Below are 21685 nucleotides of genomic sequence, written 5' to 3'. Positions count from 1 at the left end.
GATGCTGGAGCGTTACGGAAAAGGCGTAAATATCAAAACATGTTTGCATGAGGCGCTGGGGCGCCCCATGCAACACGTAATTGGGACATAGCCTTGTTTATCATGCTGCAGCGCGCTGATTAGCTGTAGAAGGCTTCAACGGTGCCCTTGAGCTTGATCAGGATGGGCTGACCACGGCGATCCAGCGCCTTGGGGGAGGGGATCTTCACCCAACCTTCGCTGATGCAGTACTCCTCGACATCGGTGCGCTCTTTGCCGTTCAGGCGAATACCGATCGGGTGCTCGAAGCAGGCGGCCACATAGTGAGGGCTGCGGGGATTGCAGGAGAGGTGATCCGGCAGAGCCGGTTTGGTGCTGGTATCGCTCATCGATATAACCCGAAATGAATAAAAAGTGGGTCATTGTAGAGAATGCCGCCATGGCATTCAAGGCGGCCACAAAACAGGCAAAGGATACCCGCCATAGCTATGGGCGACTCGCTTATCCTCGTTGCCAATGCATCACCAACTCGGGGTGGCCGCTATGCTCGCATAACTGTTGCTCACCCTCTTTAAAACCGTTGCGGGAATAGAATCGCCGCGCCTGCTCATTTTCGGCGTAGACCGTCAACTCGAGTCGATCATATTGGGCTTTGAGGTGTTCGAGCAGTTGGCGACCCAACCCGTGTGCTTGGTGATCTGGGGAGATAAACAGTGCGGCAACAGATCCCTGATACCAGGAGATAAAGCCCAGTAGCTGTCCATCCTCCTCATAACCCCAGCTCTGGCTGGCGGGCAGGTAGATATCGCGCATCGCTGCCCGTTGCTCATGCCAAAAGGCTGCGGGAATAAAGTCGTGGGCCTGCACCGATGCCTGATACCAGAGCTCGACGGCGGCATCCAGATCGGTGGCAGATAATGGGCGGATCATATTGGCCTCGACTGTAAAGAGTGGCCGTACGATATGCCCGATCCATGTCGTGTTATCGGGCATATCGTCTATCGCAGGCTGGCTACTATTTGCGGGTCAGCTTGTCGAGGTAGCCCATGGCGAATGCCGAGAGGACAAAGGTGATGTGGATCAGCAGGTACCACTTGATCTTGTCGTTGGGGAGATTTTCGGCATTCATAAACACCTTGAGCAGGTGAATAGATGAGATGGCGACAATGGAGGCGGCGACCTTGTTTTTCAGGGAGCCGGCATCGAGCTTGCCGAGCCACACCAGTTTGTCGCTCTCATCCCCGACATCGAGGCGCGAGACGAAGTTCTCATAGCCGGAAAACATCACCATCACGATAAGTCCCCCCACCAGGGTGATATCGATCAGCGACAGTGTGACCAGCACCAGATCCACCTCTTTCATCTCCAGTATGTTGGGCAGGATATGGAGGATCTCCTGAAAGAATTTCACTCCCAGTGCCAGCAGTATGAGGCTGAGCCCAAGATAAATGGGGGCCATGATCCAGCGGGATGCGTACATCAATCTTTCAAACATGTTTTCCATAGTGCGATTACAGGTCCATCAAATGGTTAACAAACGAGTCGGCCATAGCTTAACCGAGATGCCTCACATCTCAAGCATCTCGATAGCATATTGCTGAATTGGGTGGTGTCAGGCAGGAGTTTTTAACCCTGGGTAGGGCAGTGCAGCGGGTGGCAGAGGGCCCGTGGTCGGGCCTATCCGGTGTCAGGGCAGATCCAGGGTAAAGCGGGCACCGCCGAGGGGGGATTCATCGACCCGGATCTGGCCGCCGTAGCTGTGGACGATTTCGGTCACCACCGCCAGTCCTATGCCCTGACCGGGTGAACTGTCTGCCCGCACGCCGCGCTGGAAGATCTGCTCCGATTTGGCCGGATCGATTCCCGGGCCATCATCTTCCACTTCGATACGCAGCCGCTCGAGATGGCGGCGCACCGTCACCTTCACTTCGCTGATGGCAAACTTGCAGGCGTTGTCGAGCAGGTTGCCCATCAGCTCCATCAGGTCGCCCTGTTCGCCGTGGAAGAGGGCGTCATCGTCGAACTTGAAGTGGGTTTGCAGCTTCTTGTGGCGATAGACCTTGGTCAGGCTGGCCAGCAGTTTTTCAATCAGCGGTACCGGCTCGGTTCCTTTGCTGGCAAGGCGCTGGCGGCCGGTCACGGCCCGTCTGAGCTGATACTGGATCATCTGATCCATGGTGAGGATCTGCTCGTTGATGTTGTCGTGGATCTCCCGCCCCAGCTTCACTTCGCGGGTGGTGATCTGGATCAGCGCCAGCCGGGTTTTAAGGCTGTGGGCGAGATCGTTGAGGGCGTGCTGGTAGCGCTGGGTCTGCTGGCGTTCGTTTTCCAGCAGTTGGTTGATGGAGTCGGTCAGCGGGGCCAGCTCCCGTTCAAAATCGCTCGAGAGGTCATCGCGCTTGCCAGCCCGGATATCGTCGATCTGACGGGCGATGGTGCGCAGGGAGCTGAGGCTCCAGAAGGTGGTGAGCAGCAGCAGCCCGGCCAGCAGCATATAGGCGAGCAGCGCCTGTTTGGCAGTCTGGTAGAGGTAGGTGCGGGACTCTTCGTGGTAGCGTTTGGCCGAGTCGATCATCACCACGTAGTAGGCGGTGGTGCCGCTGCCGGGATTGCGGATAAACCGCAGGCTGTAGACGAAGTAGCTCTCGCCGTTCTTGATGGTGTGCTTCTTGAAGAAGTAGTCGAGATCCATCCCCCCCAGATACTTCATCAGATCGCCGCAGATGGTCTGTTTGGCCTTGATCACCTCCGGCATATGGAGGCTCGACCAGACCAGATCGCCATCGGCGCGGCAGATCAGGGTATCGAGGTTGCGATCCCCCGCACCACGGGATATCCGCCCCAGCTCGACGTTTGACCCCTTGTCATCCGGCTCGGTGGAGGAAAACAGCTTGGCCAGGTTCTCCTGCATTCGGGCGCTGGCCTTCTGGGTCTGCTCCTCGACATGGCCGAGGTAGAGGGCGTAGACGGCAAACCCCATGATAAGCGCGATGACCAGCAGCGAGCTGAGCAGCAGTTTGATGTGCAGTGAGCTGCGGATCATCTTGATGGGGCGCGGCAGATAAAACTGCATCAGTTACAGGAGAGGTTGAAGATGTAACCCTGACGCCGGATGGTGGAGATGGGTTGAATCGTTCCCTCCGGATCCAGCTTCTTGCGCAGGCGGCTCACCATCACCTCGATGGTATTGGGGTCCCCTTCGCCATCGCCGTAGAGCTGGTCGAGCAGTTGCTGCTTGGAGACCACCTGACGAGCATTGCGCATCAGGTACTCCAGAATGAGGTATTCAAAGCTGGTGAGCACCGCCACTTCACCGGCGATAGTCAGTTCCTTGCGGGAGAGATCCAGCTCGTAATCACCGGCCTTCACCTTGGGCGAGATAAAACCGGCGCTGCGGCGCACCAGTGCATTGAGTCGGGCCAGCAGCTCATCTTTCTGGAACGGTTTGACCAGATAGTCATCAGCACCCGCTTCCAGTCCTTCGACCTTGTCCTGCCAGTTGCCACGGGCGGTCAGCACAATGATGGGGAAGGGGATCTGCCGTTCACGCAGTTGCCGGATCAGTTGCAGGCCGTCCATATCGGGCAGACCGAGGTCGATGATGGCCACATCAATGGGATAGTCGGCGGCGTAGTGCAGTGCAATCCCGGCCTGGTCGGTGCTGTAGACCTGATTGTCGGCTTCGGTCAGCAGAGAGGAGAGGTGGTGATTGAGCAGCTTGTCGTCTTCGACCAACAGAATTTTCATGATGTGAGCGGTCATAGGGATCCAGGCTGTCAATTAGAAAGTGTATGTCGCTTCGAGTCAATTCGAATCCTAATGCATCCCGGCTGTATCGGGACTGAATCAGCGGGACTTCAGAGTTCGCGCCAACTGGTCGTTTAACCATGGTCCGGGTTGTCGATGGCCTGCTGGTCGGCAGCCATGCTGCGAAAGGTTTGATGTGATGAGAGAGATGGCCGGGAGGCTGCTGGCGCGACTGCAACAGCGTGAGCGCAGTGACCTCCTCTATATTGTCTGGCTCTGCTGGGGGGCAGCCTTGCTGCTCTACGTGCTGGGGTCGCCCTGTTTTCTGTGGCCAGTGGCGCCGATGCCGCTGGTTCTGCTTGTGTGGTTGGTGGAGAGAGTACGGATGTTTGGAAGAAACAAAGGTGGCACGGCTACTGCGTCGGCCGGTGCCACTGTGATTGCAGCCGGTGCCCGCTTCAAGGGCGAGTTGCAGGTGGAGGGGGATCTGGAGGTGCGCGGTCAGATCAATGGCACCATCCAGCTCATCGGTGGTGTGCTGCGCATCATGCAGGGTGGTAGCGTTGAGGGAGAGGTGAGTGCGCCCCACGTGATCATCAATGGTCTGCTGGAAGGCACCTGTACCTCCGCCGAGGTGGAGATCCTGGAGAACGGCAAGATGCAGGGGATCTTCAAGGGGGGCAGTCTCTCCATCTGCAAGGGCGGCAACTTTGTTGGCCAGTCCCAGCCCACCGTGGCTGGCAAGGCCGATCCCGTGTTGCAAGCCTTGTCTGAAAACAGTTCGTCCGGGAGCAAGCAGCCGGAGAACAAGAGCAATGTGAAAAAGCTGCCGCACGAGCCGAAAGGCAAGCCGACCGAGGAGCTGGCCAAGCAGGCGTGATGCTCTTTGCAAGCGTGCTGTTCAGGAAGACAGAGAGGGGGCTACGATGGCCCCCTCTGCATTTCCCCGTTACCCGTTAGCTGCGGCGCGGCGGCAGCATATTGGTGAGGGTGTTGTCTTTGAGAATATGGTGGTGATAGAGGGCCGCCACCGTGTGCAGGCCGATCAGGGCGTAACCTATATTACCCAGCGTCTCGTGCACCTCCTTGATCAGCCCTTTGAGATCCGGACTGGGGGAGAGCAGGGCAGGCAGCTCAAGCCCGAAGAAGGGGATGGGCTTGCCCGCGGCGCTCAGCAGCAGCCAGCCAAACAGCGGGGTGAGAATCAGAAAACCGTAGAGGGCGAGGTGGGCCAGTTTTGCCAGCTTGTGCATGATCGGGGAGAGCTCGGGCACGATACGGGGTGTCGGGCTCATCCAGCGCAGCGCCAGTCTGACAAACACCAGGGCGAAGATAAGCAGCCCCAGCATAAAGTGCCACTCCTTCATCAAATCACGGCCAGGGTCCCCTTTGGGGAAAATATCGCGAAATTCGATCAGGGCGTAGACGGCGATCATGGCCCACAGGGTCAGCCAGTGCAGCCCGATATTCAGGGTGCCATAACGTTGTTCACTGTTCATCAGCATAGGTTTGTTCCTTCGAAGTGCTGTCACATCCGTGTGGCATCCCCGCACTCAAACGTGTCGGGGCGAGGCCAGATCCTTTGGCGGCAATAGCAGAGCTACCATGCTTGCCATACATCGATAGCCTGCTTCTGACATCAGTCAGAGAGGATATGCCCTCTGCTGTCTGCATGGTATCACTGGCAACCGGGTGGATAGTCTGATCAATGCCACACAATTTACAGGCTCATTAAGCCCCTTGTGACGTGAAGAAGGCGTGAAATAGCATCCGTGATGTCGGCCCGCCCAGGTTCAGGCGGGCTCGATGGCCAGCACCACGCAATCCGGCTCGCTGATGCGAAAACGGACGTTGCAGTCAAACAGCCGCACCCCGTACTCCTTCTCATCGGGCTTGCCCTTCTTGTAGGCGGGGCGCGGATCTTGCGCCAGCACTTCGCTCACCAGCTGGCGCAGCTCGGGGTGGGCCTTGAGCCAGGGTTGCAGTTGCTGCTCGGCCTCGGCACTGAAGCTCACCGCCAGCGGCGGGGTGGGAGCGTCGGGGGCAAAACCACCACGGGCATCCGACAGACTGTCGGCATAGGGAATATAGGGTTTGATATCAACGATGGGGGTGCCATCGAGCAGATCCACCGCCCCCAGCTCCAGCCACAGCTTGCCCCGCTCACGGCCGATGCCGTGCAGCTCGACCACCGAGAGCCCTAGCGGATTGGGGCGGAAGGTGGAGCGAGTGGCAAAGACGCCGACCCGCTCGTTGCCGCCAAGGCGCGGCGGGCGCACCGTCGGGTGCCAGCCCTGCGCCATGGTCTGGTGAAAGACGAAGCTGAGCCACAGATGGGAGAATTGCTCGATGCCGCGCAGCACATCCGGCTGATCGTAAGGGGGGAGCAGCTCGAGGCGGGCGCGGGCCGATTTGACCAGTCCGGGCTGGCGGGGGATGGCGAACTTCTCCTTGTAGGGAGAGCGGATGATCCCGAGGGTGTCGATTTCGAACTTCATGGCGGATCCTGACTGAAAACCTCGGCAATTTAGCACAGGCGGCCCCAAAACGCAGGTTCGGCCTTATTACGCCTATTTCTGCGGCTCTGCCGTGATCCCTGTCCCATCTCGGCCAGTCGGGGGGCTGTGCCCGCGCGCCAAGTTGCGTAGGGTGAAGGCAACTGGCGTGTCAGGATGAAATGTGCGCACTCGCGCCGAAGGGGGAGGGAGAGGGATGAAACTGCTGATTATCGGTGGCACCGGCTTTTTGGGGCGCCACCTCACCGCGCTGGCACTGGATTGGGGCCATGAAGTGACCCTGTTCAACCGTGGCCTGCACCAGCATCCGGACTGGCGCGATCTGGTGCAGCTCACCGGCGACAGGGACAAGAGCCTGAGCGCCCTGCAAGGGGCCGGGTTGCAGTGGGATCTCGTCATCGATACCTGCTGCTATCGCCCCGAGCAGGCGGCGAGCCTCTCGGCGGCTTTGCTCGGGCGCTGCGCGCGGCTGATCTTTATCTCCACCATCAGCGTCTATCGCGATTTCTCAATGCCCGGGATGAATGAGTCGGCGCCGCTTCATGCTATCCCCGAAGGGGAAATGCCCACTGACTATGGCCCCCTCAAGGTGTTGTGCGAGCAGGAGTATCGCGCCCGCTGGGACGGGCGGCTCTGCATCCTGCGCCCGGGCGTGTTGTGCGGCCCCCATGATCCTACCGGGCGCATGGCCTGGTGGATTAAGCGGGTGCAGCAGGGCGGGCCTTGGTTGCTGCCGGGCAGTGGTGAGGATCGCTTGCAGTATCTCGATGTGCGCGACTGTGCCGAGTTTGTGTTGCGTGCGGCGGAGCAGCAGTTGGGGGGAACATTCAACTTGCTCAAGCCCGGCATTACCCTCTGCGACTGGCTGGAGCGGTTGAGTGCCCGGTTGCAGCCCGCTCGCCCCATACAGCCCGAGTGGCTGCCCTGGCCCACCCTGATGGCGGCCGGAATCGAGCCCTGGCAGAGCTATCCCACCCTCTTGCCCTGCGCGCAGGTGGAGTTTGCCGGTTATGGCTCTATAAGCGCCGAGGCGGCCATCGTCCACGGGTTGAACTTCCGGCCGCTGGAGGAGACTGCCGCCGACCTTGCCCACTGGCTGGCCATCGAGCCTGCCGCCGGGGGGGCGGAACATGCCATGACTCAGGCCGAGGAGACTTCGCTGCGGCAGCAGTTGCTGGAGCCCAGTCTGCAATAGGAGAGGGTGCATCGAGCGGCTGCAGCCGAAAATTGCTGCGCTAGCGCGAACACAACGAGAGAGGGCATCCCGCGGGATGCCCTCTCTGTCTATCCATGCCTGATGACGGCTTAAGATCGGCTGACTCCATTTCCTATCGTAGCGCTGTCGCTCGCCGAGTTAGCGGATGGCGGCCCCCGCGGCTACCAGCAGCTCTTTCAAAATGGTGCGATGGCAGCGGGACTCCTGCTCGCAGTAACAGCCCACCGACAGGTTGGTGGTGTAGGAGAGGGCGGCCAGCAGCGCCAGATCATGCCTGGCGGCAGGTTGCGCCATCTCGGCCTTGTACTGTTTGCCAAACGCCGCCCATTGGGCGGGTGTCTCGGCTGTCTGCCCCTGCTTCATGGTCTCGCTGCTGGGGGCTAGGTTGGGAAACCAGACATCATACCAATGCTGGCTGGCAAATTCGCTCTTGGGTACGCCGCGGGGTGGGCGGCGCACTGTGCCGATCCGCAGCCCCTCATCGGGCAGGCGCGGGCTGCCAAGGCGAACGATAGCGAGGGCCATGACAGCGGGTTACTTCTCTTCGGCCACTTTCAGCGCCTGCCCGTAGCAGATCACCTGTTTCAGGCAGCCCGGGGTGTCGCTGAACTCGGTGCATTTGTCGATGGTGACGCCGTTGCCACCCATGTCGGCGGCGCGACGGCGGGCCAGGGTGCGCGCTTCACCTGCGTTGGGCACCGGCTGGTTGGCGTCGGCCTGGCAGGATTCACCCTCGATGGTGCCGAGGTAGAGGTAGTTGAGGTCCGCCAGCTCATCCTGTTCATAGATGCGCACGCTACCGGGTTTGAAGTATTCGTCGAAGTTCTCTTTATCCAGATTGCTGTTGAAGGCGTAGTTGGCACAGCCGGAGGCAATCAGGGGCATCATCAGGATCAGGCGTTTCATCGTCTCGTATCTTGTGTCGGTGATGAGGACAGTAGAAATGCGCAGGCGCTCCATGTCGGCATCTTGTTGAATAATGAGGGGGACATTATAGGGGCCAGCCGCCTGCGGCGACCAGCCCCGTTTTGCGCCCGGTTGTCAGGGTGTGACCCCCATCAGCCTGATATCAGGCTGATATCAAACAGGAGCCAGCCGTTGATAGAGGCTGCGGTAGTAATCATCCGCCAGCAGCTCGTCATGAGGGGCACAGAGGCGGATCTGTCCCTCTTCCATCAGGGCGATCCGGTCCATCTGCTCCATCCCCAGCAGGCGGTGGGAGATAAGCAGCAAGGTGCGAGCTGCCCCGAGCCGGAACAGTAGATCCATGATCTCCCGCTCGGTCTGACTGTCGAGCCCTTCGGTCGGTTCGTCCAGCAGCCAGAGCGGCGCATCGTGCAGCAGGGCGCGGGCGATACCGATACGGCGACGTTCGCCACCAGAGAGGGGGCGGCCGCCGTCACCGAGCCAGGCATCCAGACCCGCCTCATCTTCCAGCAGATTGGCCAGTCCGACCTGGGTCAGTACCGCAATCAGCTGATCGTCAGTGGCGGTCGGGGCGGCCAGTTTGAGGTTGCCCCTCAGGGTATCGGCAAACAGATGCACCCGCTGGCTTACTACCGAGATAGAGGCGCGCAGCGCCCCTTCGCTGTAGTCGGTGAGCGGCTTGCCACCCAGCAGGATCTTGCCAGCCTGCGGGCTCCACTCACGGGTCAGCAGCCCCATCAGGGTCGATTTGCCGCAGCCGGTCTGGCCCAGCAGCGCCAGCTTCTCACCGGCGTGCAACTGCAGGGTGCAGCCACGCAGCACCGGCTGGGGGTTGCCGGGGTAGCCAAAATAGAGGTCATTGATCTGAAGCGCGCCAGCGGTGGCATGGGTCTGCTCGTCGCCCCACACGGGGGCTTTTGCTTCTTGCAGGATCTCGTTCAGGCGGCGTGCCGAGGTGAGGCTGGTGGAGAGGTGCTGGAAAGCCCCCGCCAGCGGCATCAGTGCCTCGAAGCTTGCCAGGGTGGCAAAGACCATCAGTGCTGTGATGGGGTCGGGCGCAGCACCCGCTACCCCATGACCGGCCAGCCAGAGCATCAGGGTCAGGGTCCAGCCGCTCAGCAGTTGCACCGAGAAGTTGGCCAGCCCGCTCACCTTGGCCATGCGGGCCTGCGCGACGAGCAGGGCCTGTTCGGCTTGTTGCAGCTCAATCAGCGCCTTGGGGGCGGCGGCAAACATCTGCAGTTCGGCCTGACCATCCAGATAGTCCACCATCCGGGTACGCAGTGTCGATTTTTCTGCAATCAGCGCCTGACCGGGGCGACGGCCGAGGAAGTAGAACACCAGCGGCAGGGCGATCATGCCAAACAGCAGAATGGCACCCAGGGTGAGGGCGAGACGGCTGTCGAAAAACGACAGGAAGAAGACCAGTCCGGCGGTGCTGAGCAGGGCTGCGCCTATGGGGGTGATCAGCCGCAGATAGACGTGGTCCATCGCATCGATGTCGGCCACCAGTCGGTTGAGCAGATCCGCCTGACGGAAACTGGCCAGGGTACCGGTGGAGAGCGGCGAGAGTTTCTGCCAGAACCAGACCCGCAGTCGGGTCAGTACCCGGAAGGTGGCGTCGTGGCTCACCACCCGCTCACCCCAGCGACCGGCGGTGCGAACGATGGAGAAGAAGCGCACTCCGCCCGCGGGGGTCATGTAGTTAAAGGCATGTGTCGTCGCAACGGTCATCCCCGCCACGGCGGCGGCGGAGAGGAACCAGCCGGAGAGGGAGAGTAGTCCCATGCCGGCGGCCAGGGTCACCAGCGCCAGCAGCAAACCAATGGTGAGGCTGAGCCAGTGTTGGCGATAGAGGCGCAGAAACGGCAACAGATCACTCATCGAGAGAACCTCCGGAACGTTGGGAGAGCAGGCGGGCAAAAGCCCCCTGCCCAGAACTAAGTTGCTGGAAGCTGCCTTGCTCCACCAGCTGGCCGCGGGCCAGCACTATTATCTTGTCCATCTTGGTGAGCTGGTCGAGGCGGTGGGTGATCATCAGCAGGGTCTGGCCAGCCATCGCCTGCTCAAGAGTGGTCATGATGGCGCGTTCGGAGTGGCGGTCCAGACTGGCGGTCGGTTCGTCGAGCACCATCAGCTGGGTCGATTTGAGCAGGGTTCGTGCCAGTGCGAGGCGCTGGGCCTGGCCGACCGAGAGGCCGCCCGCCTGATCGCCGACCGGATAGTCGAGCCCCTTCTCCATGGCAAATTCCCACGCTTGTGCCCGTTTCAGGGCATCTTCCAGCTCGGCATCGCTGGCCGTTGGTTTGGCCAGCAGCAGGTTGTCGCGCAAGGAGGCGTGGAACAGCTGCGGGTTTTGCGAGAGCCAGCCCAGTTGCAGGCGCCACTGGCTCATGTCGAGGGTGGCAAGCTCCTGCCCGTTGACCTTGAGCTCACCGCGATAGGGAGCAAAGCCGAGCAGGGCGTTGACCAGCGAGCTCTTGCCGGCGCCGCTGACGCCGATGAGGGCGGTGCGCGAACCGGCTTCCAGGGTGAAGTCGATGGGGCCGACCAGGACCTTGCCCTCGGCGCTCAGCACTTCAAGTCCTTTGGCTTCTACCTTGACCGGGCTGTCGGCATGGAATGGCGCATTGCCTGCGGCCGGCTCGCTCACCTCGGCTTCGAGGAATTCAAGCAGCTGTTCGGCAGCGCCGATAGCCTGCGCTTTGGCGTGGTAGTGGGCGCCGAGTTCTCGCAGCGGGGCGTAGAACTCGGGGGCGAGAAACAGCACGAACAGGCCGGTAAAGAGGGTGACTTTTACCCCATAGCTACCAAAGTTCAGATGGTCGATATAAGAGAAGCCAAAGTAGACGGCAACCAGCGCCACTGAAATGGCTGCGAAGAACTCCAGCACGGCGGTGCTCAAAAACGCCAGGCGCAGCACCTCCATGGTGCGCTCACGAAAATCTTCCGAGGCATCGCGAATGGCGTCACCTTCCGCCTGGGTACGCATAAAGAGTTGCAGGGTACGCAGCCCCTTCAGGCGATCGAGGAAGTGACCGGAGAGGCGGGCCAGCGCCTGAAAATTGCGGCGGTTGGCATCGGCGGCGCCCACACCCACCAGGATCATAAAGATAGGGATGAGGGGCGCAGTGCCCAGCAGGATAAGGCCCGCCGCCCAGTTGACCGGGAATACAGCCACTAGAATGACCACCGGAATAAAGACGGCGATGGCCATCTGTGGCAGATAGCGGGAGAAGAAATCCTGCATGTTTTCAATCTGTTCCAGCAACAGGCTGGCCCAGCTACCGGCCGGACGGCGCTGAATATAGGCAGGGCCGAGACGACTCAAGCGCGTGAGCACCAGCTGGCGGATGGTCTGGCGCACCGCGCTGCCCGCCTTGAAGCTGGCCACTTCCCGGCCATAGGCCAGCGCCGCTTTGCCAAGCGTCACCAGCAGCAGGGTAATAAAGAGCGTGATGGATTGCTCAGGCGTTGAGCCTTCGATGATAAAGCCGTGCAACAGGGTCGCCAGCAGCCAGGCTTGCGCCACCATCAGAATGCCCTGGCCAAGGCCAAAAGCGATGGATATCGTGATCCAGCGGCGACCGTGACTCGATTGCTTGCGCAACCAGCCATAGAGACGTTTTTGCGTTTTTTTATCCATTACCACCATCCTCGCGTCGAGTGGCGCAAGACTATCCTTGCCGTTTGGCCTTGGCAACCTTGTAAATTATCTGTGTTGAAAATGTTTGATTGAAAAAGCAACCGTCTGTTCAATCCTTGTCCGAACAGATTGATTTATTGAAAAAAGTGGCAAAGGCGCCATTGCGCTCGGCGGCAAAATGCATATAGTAGGAGCCCTGACGCGGGTGTAGTTCAATGGTAGAACGGTAGCTTCCCAAGCTGCATACGTGGGTTCGATTCCCATCACCCGCTCCAAATTTCAGATGCCAAGCGGGCATCGTATAATGGCTATTACCTCAGCCTTCCAAGCTGATGATGCGGGTTCGATTCCCGCTGCCCGCTCCAGCTTCAAAGCGAAAAGCCCACTCCTGCGAGTGGGCTTTTTGTTTTTCATCTGTCTTGTGCGCCGTTCGACGTCACGCTCACGGTTTCTCAGCTTTTAAGGCAAATTGCAGAGACAGAAAAGGCGCCCGAGGCGCCTTTTCAGATCAACAGCGTAGCGGGAGCTTATTCCTGCTCCAGCTCACCACAGAAACGGTAGCCTTCGCCGTGGATGGTGGCGATGATCTCCGGAGTATCGTTGACGCTTTCGAAGTGCTTGCGAATGCGACGGATGGTCACATCGACGGTACGGTCGTGGGGCTTGAGCTCACGGCCGGTCATCTTCTTCAGCAGTTCGGCACGGGTCTGGATCTGGCCCGGGTTTTCGCAGAAGTGCAGCATGGCGCGGAACTCGGAGCGCGGCAGCTTGAACATGTCGCCAGTGGGGCTGACCAGTGCGCGGCTGTTGATATCCAGCGCCCAGCCGTTGAACAGGTAGCGCTCAACCAGCTTCTTCTCTTCGCCACCGGCTGCCACGTTCATGGTGCGGCTCAGCAGGTTGCGGGCACGGATAGTCAGCTCGCGCGGGTTGAACGGCTTGGTGATGTAATCATCGGCGCCGATCTCCAGACCCAGGATCTTGTCCACTTCGTTGTCACGACCGGTCAGGAACATCAGGGCGATGTTGTCGTTCTCACGCAGCTCACGGGCCAGCAGCAGGCCGTTCTTGCCCGGCAGGTTGATGTCCATGATCACCAGATTGATGGTGTGGGAAGTGAGAGCCTGATGCATCTCGTCGCCGTTGTTGGCTTCGAGCACGATGTAGCCTTCGGCTTCAAAAATGCTTTTCAGGGTATTGCGTGTGACCAGCTCGTCTTCGACGATCAGAATGTGTGGTGTTTGCATGAGTATTCCCAGATTCTTATCAGTTAATTATCTTAAATTTAACACTCTTTGGCGTTTCAAACCGATTTCCTGACTGATCCTGAAAATTTATTACGTCATCCTGGGTATGAGAGTCAGGTCGGAATATCGCGAATTAGGCATCAGTACCGGCAAGTATCCCTGTGCCACTTATAGGTTCCCGACAAGTCTGGTCGAGCAGAGCCTGGAAAGGTCGTCCATTACGAAAGTGGCCGCATTTTATCAGTTAACAGGAGCATAACAACACTCTTTGCCGTCAGATAGCAACTTTTTAACTCTGATTTGATATAGGTCAAACCCTGGTACAGCAGCATCATACTTGGCCTGAACCGGGTTTTCGCCCCTACAAAATGTAATGGAATGTAACATGTGATTGACATGAATTTGTGGGAAAACTACAAGAAAATTTGCTTTATCGCGCCATTTGAGCCACCAGACTGGTCTGCTTTTGCCATCATCACAGCCTGGAATCCGGCCAGCCAGTGGGTCACAGAACGACGCAATATGCGGCGGGAACGGGCGCTGTGGCGCCATCTGACCTTGGATTTGCAGGTGCCCGTGGTGGGGCCATTTTGGGGATCTGACCCGGACGAACGCTGGCAGGAGTCATCGCTGGCGGTGGCGCTATCCCTGCCACAAGCCCGTCAGCTGGCTGCCCGTTTCGGCCAGAACGCCATCTACTGGGTGGAGGATGGCCAGCTCTGGCTGACACCAGTATTGATGGATAAATCAGCAGTTTGTCTGGGCAATATTGAATCCTTCTGGATTGCCAGAAACCTTGCCTGATGAAAGAATGAACACCTTCATGCATCTGAAAGGAATCAAATCATGCTGGATCTCCTGCCCGACCTCTGCGATCAACATGGCGACTTGCTGCAAGTAGCCGACCCGGTGTTTCAGGATTTTGGCGGCAAGACCCTCTTTTATGGTCGCGCCGTAACGCTCTCCTGTTATGAAGACAACAGTCTGGTGCGGGATCTGGTGACCCGCCCCGGTCACGGCAAGGTGATGGTGATCGACGGCGGCGGCTCGCTGCGCCGTGCGCTGCTGGGCGATCAACTGGCGGTCAAGGCGGTGGAGCAGGGGTGGGAGGGTATCCTGATCCACGGTGCGGCGCGGGATGTGGGCACCCTGGCGACACTGGCGCTCGGGGTCAAGGCGCTGGCAGCCTGTCCGGTCAAGACCGAGAAGCGGGGATTGGGAGAGCTGGGGGCCGTGGTCAGCTTTGCCGGTGTGACCATCCACGAAGGGGATTACGTCTATGCGGATCGCAACGGCGTGGTGGTGAGTGCCACGCCGCTGATCTGATTCAGAAGTTGAAACCGACCCCCAGGCTCAGTGCCTGATCGGCAGTGATGGCGCTGACGCCGTAGTTGGCGGTGAGGGAGAGTCTGGGGGTCAGCAGCAGGCTGGAGTTGAGCTCCAGCAGGGTGCTGGCCTTGTTGAGATCGAGATGCTTTATCTGGCTGCCGATATTGAATGCCGGAGAGAGCTGGTAGCGTATCCCCGAACTCATATTGAAACCGGATGTGCGATTCTGATCCGCCACTGCCGGGCCCGCTTCCATAAAGAGGGTCACATCATCCACCACCGGATATTGATAGCCGCTATTGACCAGCCAGAGATCAAAACTGTCGCTGTGATGGCTATGGCCATTGAGCAGCACACCCGAGTAACTTTTGACATAGAGAGACGGGTTGGATTGCGGCTGAACCACTGCCCAGTCGTTGGCCTGTGCGGCCATGCTGGCGCAGGTTGCAAGCAGTGTGATGATGAGCGATTTGACCATTCGTTTCCCCTCCCTGGGTCCGGAACTGAGCCTAAGCATGGCACATGCCAGCTGGTAGTAAAGTGAAGGGAGATCACAATAAAATCCTTTGGCATGGGCGCCAGCCATGATAAACAGGCTGCCGTATTGATGGCTCTAATCATTAAGAGGTGAATCCATGAACAAGAAACTGACTCTGCTGGCCGCGCTGGCACTGGGAGGCTGCGCAATGGCAACAGGTTCCAGCATGGCTCAACTGCAAGCATCCGGCTGGCAGCTGCAAGGCGCCACCGGCGATACCTTCACCCTGCAAGTGGTCGACGGCAAGGTGGCGGGCAAGGGCGGCTGCAACCGCTATTTTGGCGGCATCACCAAGCAGGGTGACGGTGTCTTGACGCTGGGCGCCATGGGCTCCACTCGCATGATGTGCATCGGCGACGCCATGAACAAAGAGACCGAGTTCCTGCAAAAGCTTGAGAAGGTGGCCACCTACTCCATCAACGGCAACCAGCTGACCCTGAGCGATGCCAACAAGGCAGCCCTGCTCACCTTTAACGCTGTGCCTGCTGCCAAATAAGGCACGCGTTTGTCTGATTGCCCCGACAGTTCTGACTGTCTGATACGCCCTCCCTCTGGAGGGCGTCTGTTTATCTGCGATGAACCCTGTGTGGTCGTCCGCAACTGTTGTTCACTCGTCGCCCCCTTGCTGCCCAGTTTGATGCCTGCACCTCGAATCTTTGCTTCGGTACGTATCTTGATCATTTCAATAATTCTTGTATAGTTGAAATGAAAAGTCGCACCAAGGGGAGTGAAGATGAACAAAGAGATGGCCACCAAGGTCTTTGAATCACTGGCATCCGGCATCCGGCTCGATGTATGGCGGCTGCTGGTGAAGGCCGGGCTGGAGGGGCGGGTCGCCGGTGAACTGGCCAGCGAGCTCGATATTGCCCCCAATACCCTCTCGTTTCACCTCAAGGCGATGCTCAACACCGGTCTGCTGTCGGTGGAGCAGGAGGGGCGCTTTCTACGCTACCGCGCCAATATTCCCCTGATGCTGGATGTGATCGCCTACCTTACCGAGGAGTGCTGCGCCGGTCATCCCGAGGCGTGCGGCGTGATGCGTGCCGAGTCAGCCTGCTCCCCCCATGTTCTGCCTGCGCAGCCCTGCTGCAACAAGGAGTAATGCCATGTCCTCCATTCAGATTTTTGATCCCGCCCTCTGCTGCTCCAGCGGTGTCTGCGGTACCGAGGTTGATCAGGCACTGGTCACCTTCGCAGCCGACCTTGCCTGGGCCAAGGAGCAGGGAGTAGCCATCGAGCGTTTCAATCTGGCCCAGCAGCCGATGCAATTTGCCGAGACACCTGCCGTCAGCGCTTTTCTGACCCACGCCGGGGAGGAGGGGTTGCCGCTGGTGCTGGTGGAGGGGCAGGTGGTGTTGACCGGTCGTTATCCGAGCCGCAGTGAGCTGGCCCGTTATGCCGGGCTGCCTGCGCCGCAAGCGGCCATCAAGGGGATCGTCAAGGGCGGCTGCTGCTCCGGCAGCGGTTGCTGCTGAGTCGTGACGCACCATTCGGGAGAGGCTATGTACCATTTTCTGACCAATCCACCGCCGTTTCTCTTTTTCACCGGCAAGGGCGGGGTGGGCAAGACCTCGCTGGCCTGCGCCAGTGCGGTGGCTCTCTGTGATATTGGCAAGCGGGTGCTGCTGGTGAGCACCGACCCTGCCTCCAACGTGGGGCAGGTGTTTGCCACCGAGATCGGCAATCGGGTCACAACCATCGCCGCTGTGTCCGGTTTGTCGGCGCTGGAGATAGATCCCCCCGCGGCGGCCAAAGCCTATCGGGAGCGGATCGTCGGGCCGGTGCGCGGCAAGTTGCCCGAGAGCGTGGTGCGCAGCATCGAGGAGCAGCTCTCCGGCGCCTGCACCACCGAGATCGCCGCCTTTGACGAATTCACTGCGCTGCTGACCGACCAAACGCTGCTGGCCGAGTATGACCATATCGTCTTTGATACGGCCCCAACCGGCCACACCATCCGGCTGCTGCAATTGCCGGGCGCCTGGAGCGAATTTTTGGAGCAGGGCAAGGGGGATGCCTCCTGCCTGGGCCCGCTGGCGGGGCTGGAGAAACAGCGCAGCCAGTATGCCGAGGCGGTCGCCGCCCTGGCTGATGCCGCTCGCACCCGCTTGGTGTTGGTGGCACGCGCCCAGCACTCCACCCTGCGGGAAGTGGCTCGCACCCACGAGGAGCTGGCCGCCATTGGCTTGTTGAATCAGCAGTTGGTGATCAATGGCCTCTTCCCCGAAGGCGCCCTTGCCGGAGATCCGCTGGCAATGGCGCTCTGGCAGCGCGAGCAACAGGCTCTTGCCGATATGCCGCAGGGGATAAAGGGGCTGGCGCAGGATCAGATCCCGCTGCTGGCCACCAATCTGGTGGGGGTCGACAGTTTGCGGCTGTTGCTGCAAGCAGAGGGAAGAGCTGCTCAATCCTCGACAGTACAGTCCACTGTCAAGCAAGCCCAGCCCGAGTTGAGTTCGCTGGTGGACGAGCTGGCCGCCGATGGTCATGGCCTTATCATGCTGATGGGTAAGGGCGGGGTAGGCAAGACAACCTTGGCGGCCGCCGTGGCGGTGGAGCTGGCCAGCCGCGGCTTGCCGGTGCACCTCACCACCTCGGATCCCGCCGCGCACCTGAGCGAGACGCTGGCAGGTAGCTTGTCCCATCTTGAGGTGAGTCGCATCGACCCCCACGCCGAGACCGAGCGTTACCGCGCCCAGGTGCTGGCCAGCAAGGGAGCGGCCCTGGACGAGCAGGGGCGGGCACTGCTGGAGGAGGACTTGCGCTCCCCCTGTACCGAGGAGATCGCCGTGTTTCAGGCCTTCTCGCGCATCATTCGCGAGGCGGGCAAGCGCTTCGTGGTGATGGATACTGCCCCCACCGGCCACACCCTGCTGCTGCTCGACGCCACCGGCGCCTACCATAGGGAGATCGCTCGCCAGATGGGAAACAAGGGGCTGCACTTCACCACCCCCATGATGCAGTTGCAGGACCCCAAGCAGACCAAGGTGCTGATTGTGACGCTGCCTGAGCCGACGCCAGTGCAGGAGGCTGCCAATCTGCAATCCGATCTGCGCCGGGCCGGCATCGAGCCCTGGGGCTGGCTCATCAACCACAGCTTGCAGCAAGCCGCGGTCAGCTCACCGCTGCTGCAACTGCGGGCCGAGCGCCAGTTGCCCCATATCGAAGCGGTCGAGCAGCAACATGCCAGCCGCTACGCCGTGGTGCCGCTGCTCGCCGAGGAGCCAGTGGGGCCCGATGCCCTGCGCCGTCTCTGCCAGCACCATTGAGTCGCCGCCCCGGTCTGCTGCCGGGGCGGCTTGAATATGCCGTTACTTGTTATAAACCTGTGTTTTGAACCAATAGAAGATGCGGGATTGCGCCGCATCGGGAGCTGTGATGTCTGCAACATGTGATGCCAAGGCCGTGCCTGCCATCGGCTTTTTTGAACGTTATCTGACCGCCTGGGTCGCCCTCTGCATTCTGGTGGGGATTGGTCTCGGGCAGGGGTTGCCGGATCTCTTCAAGGCGATCGGCGCCATGGAGGTGGCCAAGGTCAACCTGCCGGTGGGGCTGCTGATCTGGGTGATGATCATCCCCATGCTGCTCAAGATCGATTTTGGCGCCCTGCATCAGGTGAAGGGGCACATGAAGGGCATTGGGGTCACCCTCTTTATCAACTGGCTGGTCAAGCCCTTCTCCATGGCCTTCCTCGGTTGGCTCTTTATCCGCGTGCTGTTTGCCGACTGGCTGCCGGCGGATCAGCTCGACAGTTACGTAGCGGGCCTGATCCTGCTGGCGGCGGCCCCCTGCACCGCCATGGTGTTTGTCTGGAGTCGCCTCACCAACGGCGATCCCTACTTCACCCTGTCGCAGGTGGCGGTGAACGACCTCATCATGGTGTTTGCTTTCGCCCCGCTGGTGGCGCTGCTGCTCGGGGTCTCCAGCATCATAGTGCCGTGGGATACTCTGCTCACCTCTGTGGTGCTCTATATCGTCATCCCGGTCATCATCGCCCAGCTGCTGCGCAAGGCTTTGCTGAAAAAGGGAGAGGCCCATTTTGACGGCGTCATGACCCGCATCCAGCCCTGGTCGGTGGCGGCCCTGCTGCTCACTCTGGTGCTGCTGTTTGCCTTTCAGGGCAACGCCATCATCGAGCAGCCGCTGGTTATCGCCCTGTTGGCGGTACCGATCCTGATCCAGGTGCTGTTCAACTCAGGGCTTGCTTACTGGCTCAACCGCAAGGTGGGGGAGAAGCACTCGGTCGCCTGTCCTTCCGCCCTGATCGGCGCCTCCAACTTCTTCGAGCTGGCGGTGGCCGCCGCCATAAGCCTGTTCGGCTTTCACTCCGGCGCGGCGCTCGCCACCGTGGTTGGCGTGCTGATCGAGGTGCCGGTCATGCTGCTGGTGGTGCGGGTGGTTAACGCCAGCAAACCCTGGTACGAAGCGGGTCTAAGCCGCTGACTGATGGCCGCTAACAGCTGGCCGCGAACTAGATGCTATCCATTTTCTATTCACTTGATTAATGAGAGACACGCAAATGAGTGCAATCACCATCTATCACAACCCGGAATGTGGTACCTCCCGTAACACCCTGGAGCTGATCCGCAACAGCGGCGTCGAGCCCACTGTCATCCACTATCTGGAGACGCCCCCCTCCCGTGACCAGCTGGTGGCGCTGATCGCCGCCATGGACATGCCGGTGCGCGATCTGCTGCGCAAGAACGTTCCACCCTACGAGGCGCTCGGTCTGGCGGAAGATCGTTTCAGCGATGATGAACTGATCGATGCCATGCTGGCTCACCCCATCCTCATCAACCGCCCCATCGTCGTTACGCCGCTTGGCACCAAACTGTGCCGTCCGTCGGAAGTGGTGCTCGATATATTGCCCGATCAGCAAAAAGGGGCCTTCGCCAAGGAGGATGGCGAGCAGGTGGTGGATGCGAGCGGCAAGCGCCTCAAGTAATCATCTGAGTACTCAAGTACGGATTGAAACAGGGCCAGCGTCACGCTGGCCCTGTTTCGTTGTGTGAACAAGTTGAAAAAGTTATTCCGGCCAATCGTTTTACCGCTTTTTCTGCGACGATGATCACTGTACCATCGCCGCCCGACCTGCCACCCGGCCGCATCTCCCCCTGCGACGGCGCTGGCGTCACCCGATACATGCTGTCACCCGGAACGTGAATGACCCCAGGATGGGACCCGCCACTAACCTGTAGGTTTGTGGTCTGCGTGTCGCGTGGGTCGGCACCTCTCCCGCCGGATCTCCCGCGACGCCTGTCTGCAGACTTGCCATATGAAACTCCTCTCTTCATAGGTGCAAGATGACACTGTTATTGAGTCTGGTCGGTATGCTGGCCCTGATGTTTATCGCCTGGCTGGCGAGTGAAAACCGCCGAGCCATCCGCTGGCGAACCGTGCTGGGTGCGCTCACCCTGCAAACCGGTTTTGCTGCGCTGGTGCTCTATTTCCCCCCCGGACAAATCATGCTCGGTGCCATGAGCAATGGCGTCTCCGCCCTGCTCGGCTTTGCCGACAGCGGCATCCGTTTTGTGTTTGGCGATCTCGCCAGCAACGGCTTTATCTTCGCCGTGCGGGTGCTGCCGCTGGTGATCTTTATCAGCGCGCTGATCGCCGTGCTCTACCACTTCGGCATCATGCAGTGGGTGATCCGTGTATTGGGTGGCGCCGTGCACCGCCTGCTCGGCACCAGCCGCGCCGAGTCGCTGGTGGCCACCGGCAATATCTTCCTGTCGCAAGGGGAGTCGCCGCTGCTTATTCGTCCCTTCCTCGCCGGTATGACCCGCTCCGAGCTCTTTGCGGTGATGACCTGTGGCATGGCCTCGGTGGCGGGCTCGGTGCTGGGCGGTTACGCCGGTCTGGGTGTGGATCTTAAATACCTCATTGCCGCCTCCTTTATGGCGGCGCCCGGTGGCCTGCTGATGGCCAAACTGCTGGTGCCGGAGCAGCAGCAGGTGAGCGATCAGACCGAGATCACCCTCGACAAGAGCGATTACAGCAACGCCATTGACGCGCTAGCGGGCGGCGCTATGGGCGGCATGAAAATCGCCGTGGCCATCGGCACTATCCTGCTCGCCTTTGTCAGCGTCATTACCATGATCAACGCCGGTCTCACCACCGTCGGCGAGTGGTTCGGCTGGGCCGATCTCTCCCTGCAGCAGTTGCTGGGCTATCTGTTTGCTCCGGTGGCCTGGCTGATTGGCGTGCCCGCCAGCGAGATGATGGCGGCAGGATCCCTGATTGGTCAGAAGGTGATCATGAACGAGTTCGTCGCCTATCTGGACTTTGCCAATATCAAGGCGGATCTGAGCGCCCACACCCAGATCATCATCACCTTTGCGCTGTGCGGTTTTGCCAATCTGGGCTCAATTGCGGTGCAGCTCGGCTCCATCGGCACCATGGCGCCGGAGCGCCGTCACGATGTGGCCAATATGGGCTTCAAGGCGGTGCTGGCGGCGACCCTCGCCAACCTGATGAGCGCCACCCTGGCCGGGATCTTTGTCTCCCTCTGATGAGATAAAACCACGCTGCGCCAGTAAAAAA

General features: G+C 60.0%; 24 protein-coding genes and 2 tRNA genes. 13 read left to right on the top strand and 13 right to left on the bottom strand.

What is annotated here, in order from left to right:
- Nucleotides 1-119 precede the first annotated feature (119 nt).
- The 5 genes from AB5Y92_RS08745 to AB5Y92_RS08725 all read right to left on the bottom strand — a co-directional run bounded on the left by AB5Y92_RS08745 (nt 120) and on the right by AB5Y92_RS08725 (nt 3726).
- Nucleotides 120-368: a DUF3297 family protein gene (locus AB5Y92_RS08745; protein WP_005338226.1), complete on the bottom strand. Its 249-nt coding sequence runs from the start codon at nt 366-368 to the stop codon at nt 120-122.
- 112 nt (nt 369-480) lie between these two features.
- Nucleotides 481-909, bottom strand: coding sequence for an N-acetyltransferase (locus AB5Y92_RS08740; RefSeq protein ID WP_203118115.1), 429 nt, complete (start codon nt 907-909; stop codon nt 481-483).
- An 85-nt stretch (nt 910-994) separates the two neighbouring features.
- The gene (locus AB5Y92_RS08735) at nt 995-1483 is read right to left on the bottom strand and encodes a TIGR00645 family protein (RefSeq protein ID WP_040065876.1); all 489 of its coding nucleotides are present in this window, start codon (nt 1481-1483) and stop codon (nt 995-997) included.
- 183 nt (nt 1484-1666) lie between these two features.
- Nucleotides 1667-3052, bottom strand: coding sequence for an ATP-binding protein (locus AB5Y92_RS08730; protein WP_043818775.1), 1386 nt, complete (start codon nt 3050-3052; stop codon nt 1667-1669).
- Nucleotides 3052-3726, bottom strand: a complete 675-nt coding sequence (locus AB5Y92_RS08725) for a response regulator transcription factor (protein WP_040066247.1) — start codon at nt 3724-3726, stop codon at nt 3052-3054. Before AB5Y92_RS08725 ends, AB5Y92_RS08730 begins: the two co-directional genes overlap by 1 nt.
- 199 nt (nt 3727-3925) lie before the next feature.
- Between AB5Y92_RS08725 and AB5Y92_RS08720 the strand changes: the two genes are divergently transcribed.
- Nucleotides 3926-4606, top strand: coding sequence for a polymer-forming cytoskeletal protein (locus AB5Y92_RS08720; protein WP_368226486.1), 681 nt, complete (start codon nt 3926-3928; stop codon nt 4604-4606).
- Between the two features lie 76 nt (nt 4607-4682).
- Here AB5Y92_RS08720 and AB5Y92_RS08715 read toward each other — a convergent pair whose 3' ends face one another.
- Nucleotides 4683-5231 carry a cytochrome b gene (locus AB5Y92_RS08715; RefSeq protein WP_005350133.1) on the bottom strand — a complete coding sequence of 183 codons (549 nt, stop codon included), beginning with the start codon at nt 5229-5231 and terminating at the stop codon, nt 4683-4685.
- Between the two features lie 288 nt (nt 5232-5519).
- The gene (tsaA, locus tag AB5Y92_RS08710) at nt 5520-6224 is read right to left on the bottom strand and encodes a tRNA (N6-threonylcarbamoyladenosine(37)-N6)-methyltransferase TrmO (RefSeq protein ID WP_368226484.1); all 705 of its coding nucleotides are present in this window, start codon (nt 6222-6224) and stop codon (nt 5520-5522) included.
- 214 nt (nt 6225-6438) lie between these two features.
- Between tsaA and AB5Y92_RS08705 the strand changes: the two genes are divergently transcribed.
- On the top strand, nt 6439-7437 hold the full coding sequence (locus tag AB5Y92_RS08705) for an NAD-dependent epimerase/dehydratase family protein (RefSeq protein ID WP_368226482.1): 999 nt from the start codon (nt 6439-6441) through the stop codon (nt 7435-7437).
- A 159-nt stretch (nt 7438-7596) separates the two neighbouring features.
- On the opposite strand, the gene AB5Y92_RS08700 is transcribed toward AB5Y92_RS08705, so the two are convergent.
- The 4 genes from AB5Y92_RS08700 to cydD all read right to left on the bottom strand — a co-directional run bounded on the left by AB5Y92_RS08700 (nt 7597) and on the right by cydD (nt 12031).
- Nucleotides 7597-7983 (bottom strand): DUF488 domain-containing protein, encoded by a 387-nt coding sequence (locus AB5Y92_RS08700; RefSeq protein ID WP_368226480.1) that lies wholly within the window; start codon nt 7981-7983, stop codon nt 7597-7599.
- Between the two features lie 9 nt (nt 7984-7992).
- Entirely contained in the window at nt 7993-8364 is a 372-nt protein-coding gene (gene rcsF, locus AB5Y92_RS08695) for an Rcs stress response system protein RcsF (RefSeq protein ID WP_164537418.1), read from the bottom strand.
- 174 nt (nt 8365-8538) lie between these two features.
- Nucleotides 8539-10269, bottom strand: a complete 1731-nt coding sequence (gene cydC, locus AB5Y92_RS08690; protein WP_368226478.1) for a cysteine/glutathione ABC transporter ATP-binding protein/permease CydC — start codon at nt 10267-10269, stop codon at nt 8539-8541.
- Nucleotides 10262-12031, bottom strand: coding sequence for a cysteine/glutathione ABC transporter permease/ATP-binding protein CydD (gene cydD / locus AB5Y92_RS08685; RefSeq protein WP_368226477.1), 1770 nt, complete (start codon nt 12029-12031; stop codon nt 10262-10264). Before cydD ends, cydC begins: the two co-directional genes overlap by 8 nt.
- A 201-nt stretch (nt 12032-12232) precedes the next feature.
- Between cydD and AB5Y92_RS08680 the strand changes: the two genes are divergently transcribed.
- Together AB5Y92_RS08680 and AB5Y92_RS08675 are read left to right on the top strand one after the other, a co-directional pair.
- A tRNA-Gly gene (locus AB5Y92_RS08680) sits at nt 12233-12306 on the top strand.
- Nucleotides 12307-12321: 15 nt separating this feature from the next.
- Nucleotides 12322-12396, top strand: a tRNA-Gly gene (locus AB5Y92_RS08675).
- Between the two features lie 162 nt (nt 12397-12558).
- Here AB5Y92_RS08675 and arcA read toward each other — a convergent pair.
- Nucleotides 12559-13278 carry a two-component system response regulator ArcA gene (gene arcA / locus AB5Y92_RS08670; RefSeq protein ID WP_005338193.1) on the bottom strand — a complete coding sequence of 240 codons (720 nt, stop codon included), beginning with the start codon at nt 13276-13278 and terminating at the stop codon, nt 12559-12561.
- A 396-nt stretch (nt 13279-13674) separates the two neighbouring features.
- Between arcA and AB5Y92_RS08665 the strand changes: the two genes are divergently transcribed.
- Nucleotides 13675-14082, top strand: coding sequence for a DUF3293 domain-containing protein (locus AB5Y92_RS08665; protein WP_164537415.1), 408 nt, complete (start codon nt 13675-13677; stop codon nt 14080-14082).
- A gap of 42 nt (nt 14083-14124) precedes the next feature.
- Nucleotides 14125-14604 carry a putative 4-hydroxy-4-methyl-2-oxoglutarate aldolase gene (locus AB5Y92_RS08660; protein WP_139732546.1) on the top strand — a complete coding sequence of 160 codons (480 nt, stop codon included), beginning with the start codon at nt 14125-14127 and terminating at the stop codon, nt 14602-14604.
- A 1-nt stretch (nt 14605) separates the two neighbouring features.
- Here the strand turns inward: AB5Y92_RS08660 and AB5Y92_RS08655 are convergent, their stop codons facing one another.
- Nucleotides 14606-15085: a hypothetical protein gene (locus tag AB5Y92_RS08655; RefSeq protein WP_368226474.1), complete on the bottom strand. Its 480-nt coding sequence runs from the start codon at nt 15083-15085 to the stop codon at nt 14606-14608.
- Nucleotides 15086-15242: 157 nt separating this feature from the next.
- Here AB5Y92_RS08655 and AB5Y92_RS08650 point away from each other — a divergent pair, with 157 nt between their 5' ends.
- The 7 genes from AB5Y92_RS08650 (at nt 15243) to AB5Y92_RS08620 (ending at nt 21654) form a co-directional block, all read left to right on the top strand.
- Nucleotides 15243-15641 (top strand): META domain-containing protein, encoded by a 399-nt coding sequence (locus tag AB5Y92_RS08650; RefSeq protein WP_203118094.1) that lies wholly within the window; start codon nt 15243-15245, stop codon nt 15639-15641.
- Between the two features lie 237 nt (nt 15642-15878).
- Nucleotides 15879-16247 carry a helix-turn-helix transcriptional regulator gene (locus AB5Y92_RS08645; RefSeq protein WP_005338181.1) on the top strand — a complete coding sequence of 123 codons (369 nt, stop codon included), beginning with the start codon at nt 15879-15881 and terminating at the stop codon, nt 16245-16247.
- Nucleotides 16248-16251: 4 nt separating this feature from the next.
- Nucleotides 16252-16620, top strand: a complete 369-nt coding sequence (arsD, locus tag AB5Y92_RS08640) for an arsenite efflux transporter metallochaperone ArsD (RefSeq protein WP_005347398.1) — start codon at nt 16252-16254, stop codon at nt 16618-16620.
- A 27-nt stretch (nt 16621-16647) separates the two neighbouring features.
- Nucleotides 16648-18411, top strand: a complete 1764-nt coding sequence (gene arsA, locus AB5Y92_RS08635; protein ID WP_368226472.1) for an arsenical pump-driving ATPase — start codon at nt 16648-16650, stop codon at nt 18409-18411.
- Between the two features lie 109 nt (nt 18412-18520).
- Entirely contained in the window at nt 18521-19585 is a 1065-nt protein-coding gene (gene arsB, locus AB5Y92_RS08630; RefSeq protein WP_005338173.1) for an ACR3 family arsenite efflux transporter, read from the top strand.
- Nucleotides 19586-19661: 76 nt separating this feature from the next.
- Nucleotides 19662-20087, top strand: coding sequence for a glutaredoxin-dependent arsenate reductase (arsC, locus tag AB5Y92_RS08625; RefSeq protein ID WP_080741219.1), 426 nt, complete (start codon nt 19662-19664; stop codon nt 20085-20087).
- Between the two features lie 358 nt (nt 20088-20445).
- Complete coding sequence (locus AB5Y92_RS08620; RefSeq protein ID WP_319889383.1) at nt 20446-21654, top strand: NupC/NupG family nucleoside CNT transporter; 1209 nt, start codon at nt 20446-20448, stop codon at nt 21652-21654.
- The last annotated feature ends 31 nt before the right edge of the window (nt 21655-21685 follow it).

The organism is Aeromonas sp. R1-1, from assembly GCF_040908495.1.
In the GTDB taxonomy this organism is placed as follows: Bacteria; Pseudomonadota; Gammaproteobacteria; order Enterobacterales; family Aeromonadaceae; genus Aeromonas; species Aeromonas veronii.
The sequence above is the reverse complement of the archived record's forward strand: the minus strand, read 5'-3'. Positions and strand labels throughout refer to the sequence as shown.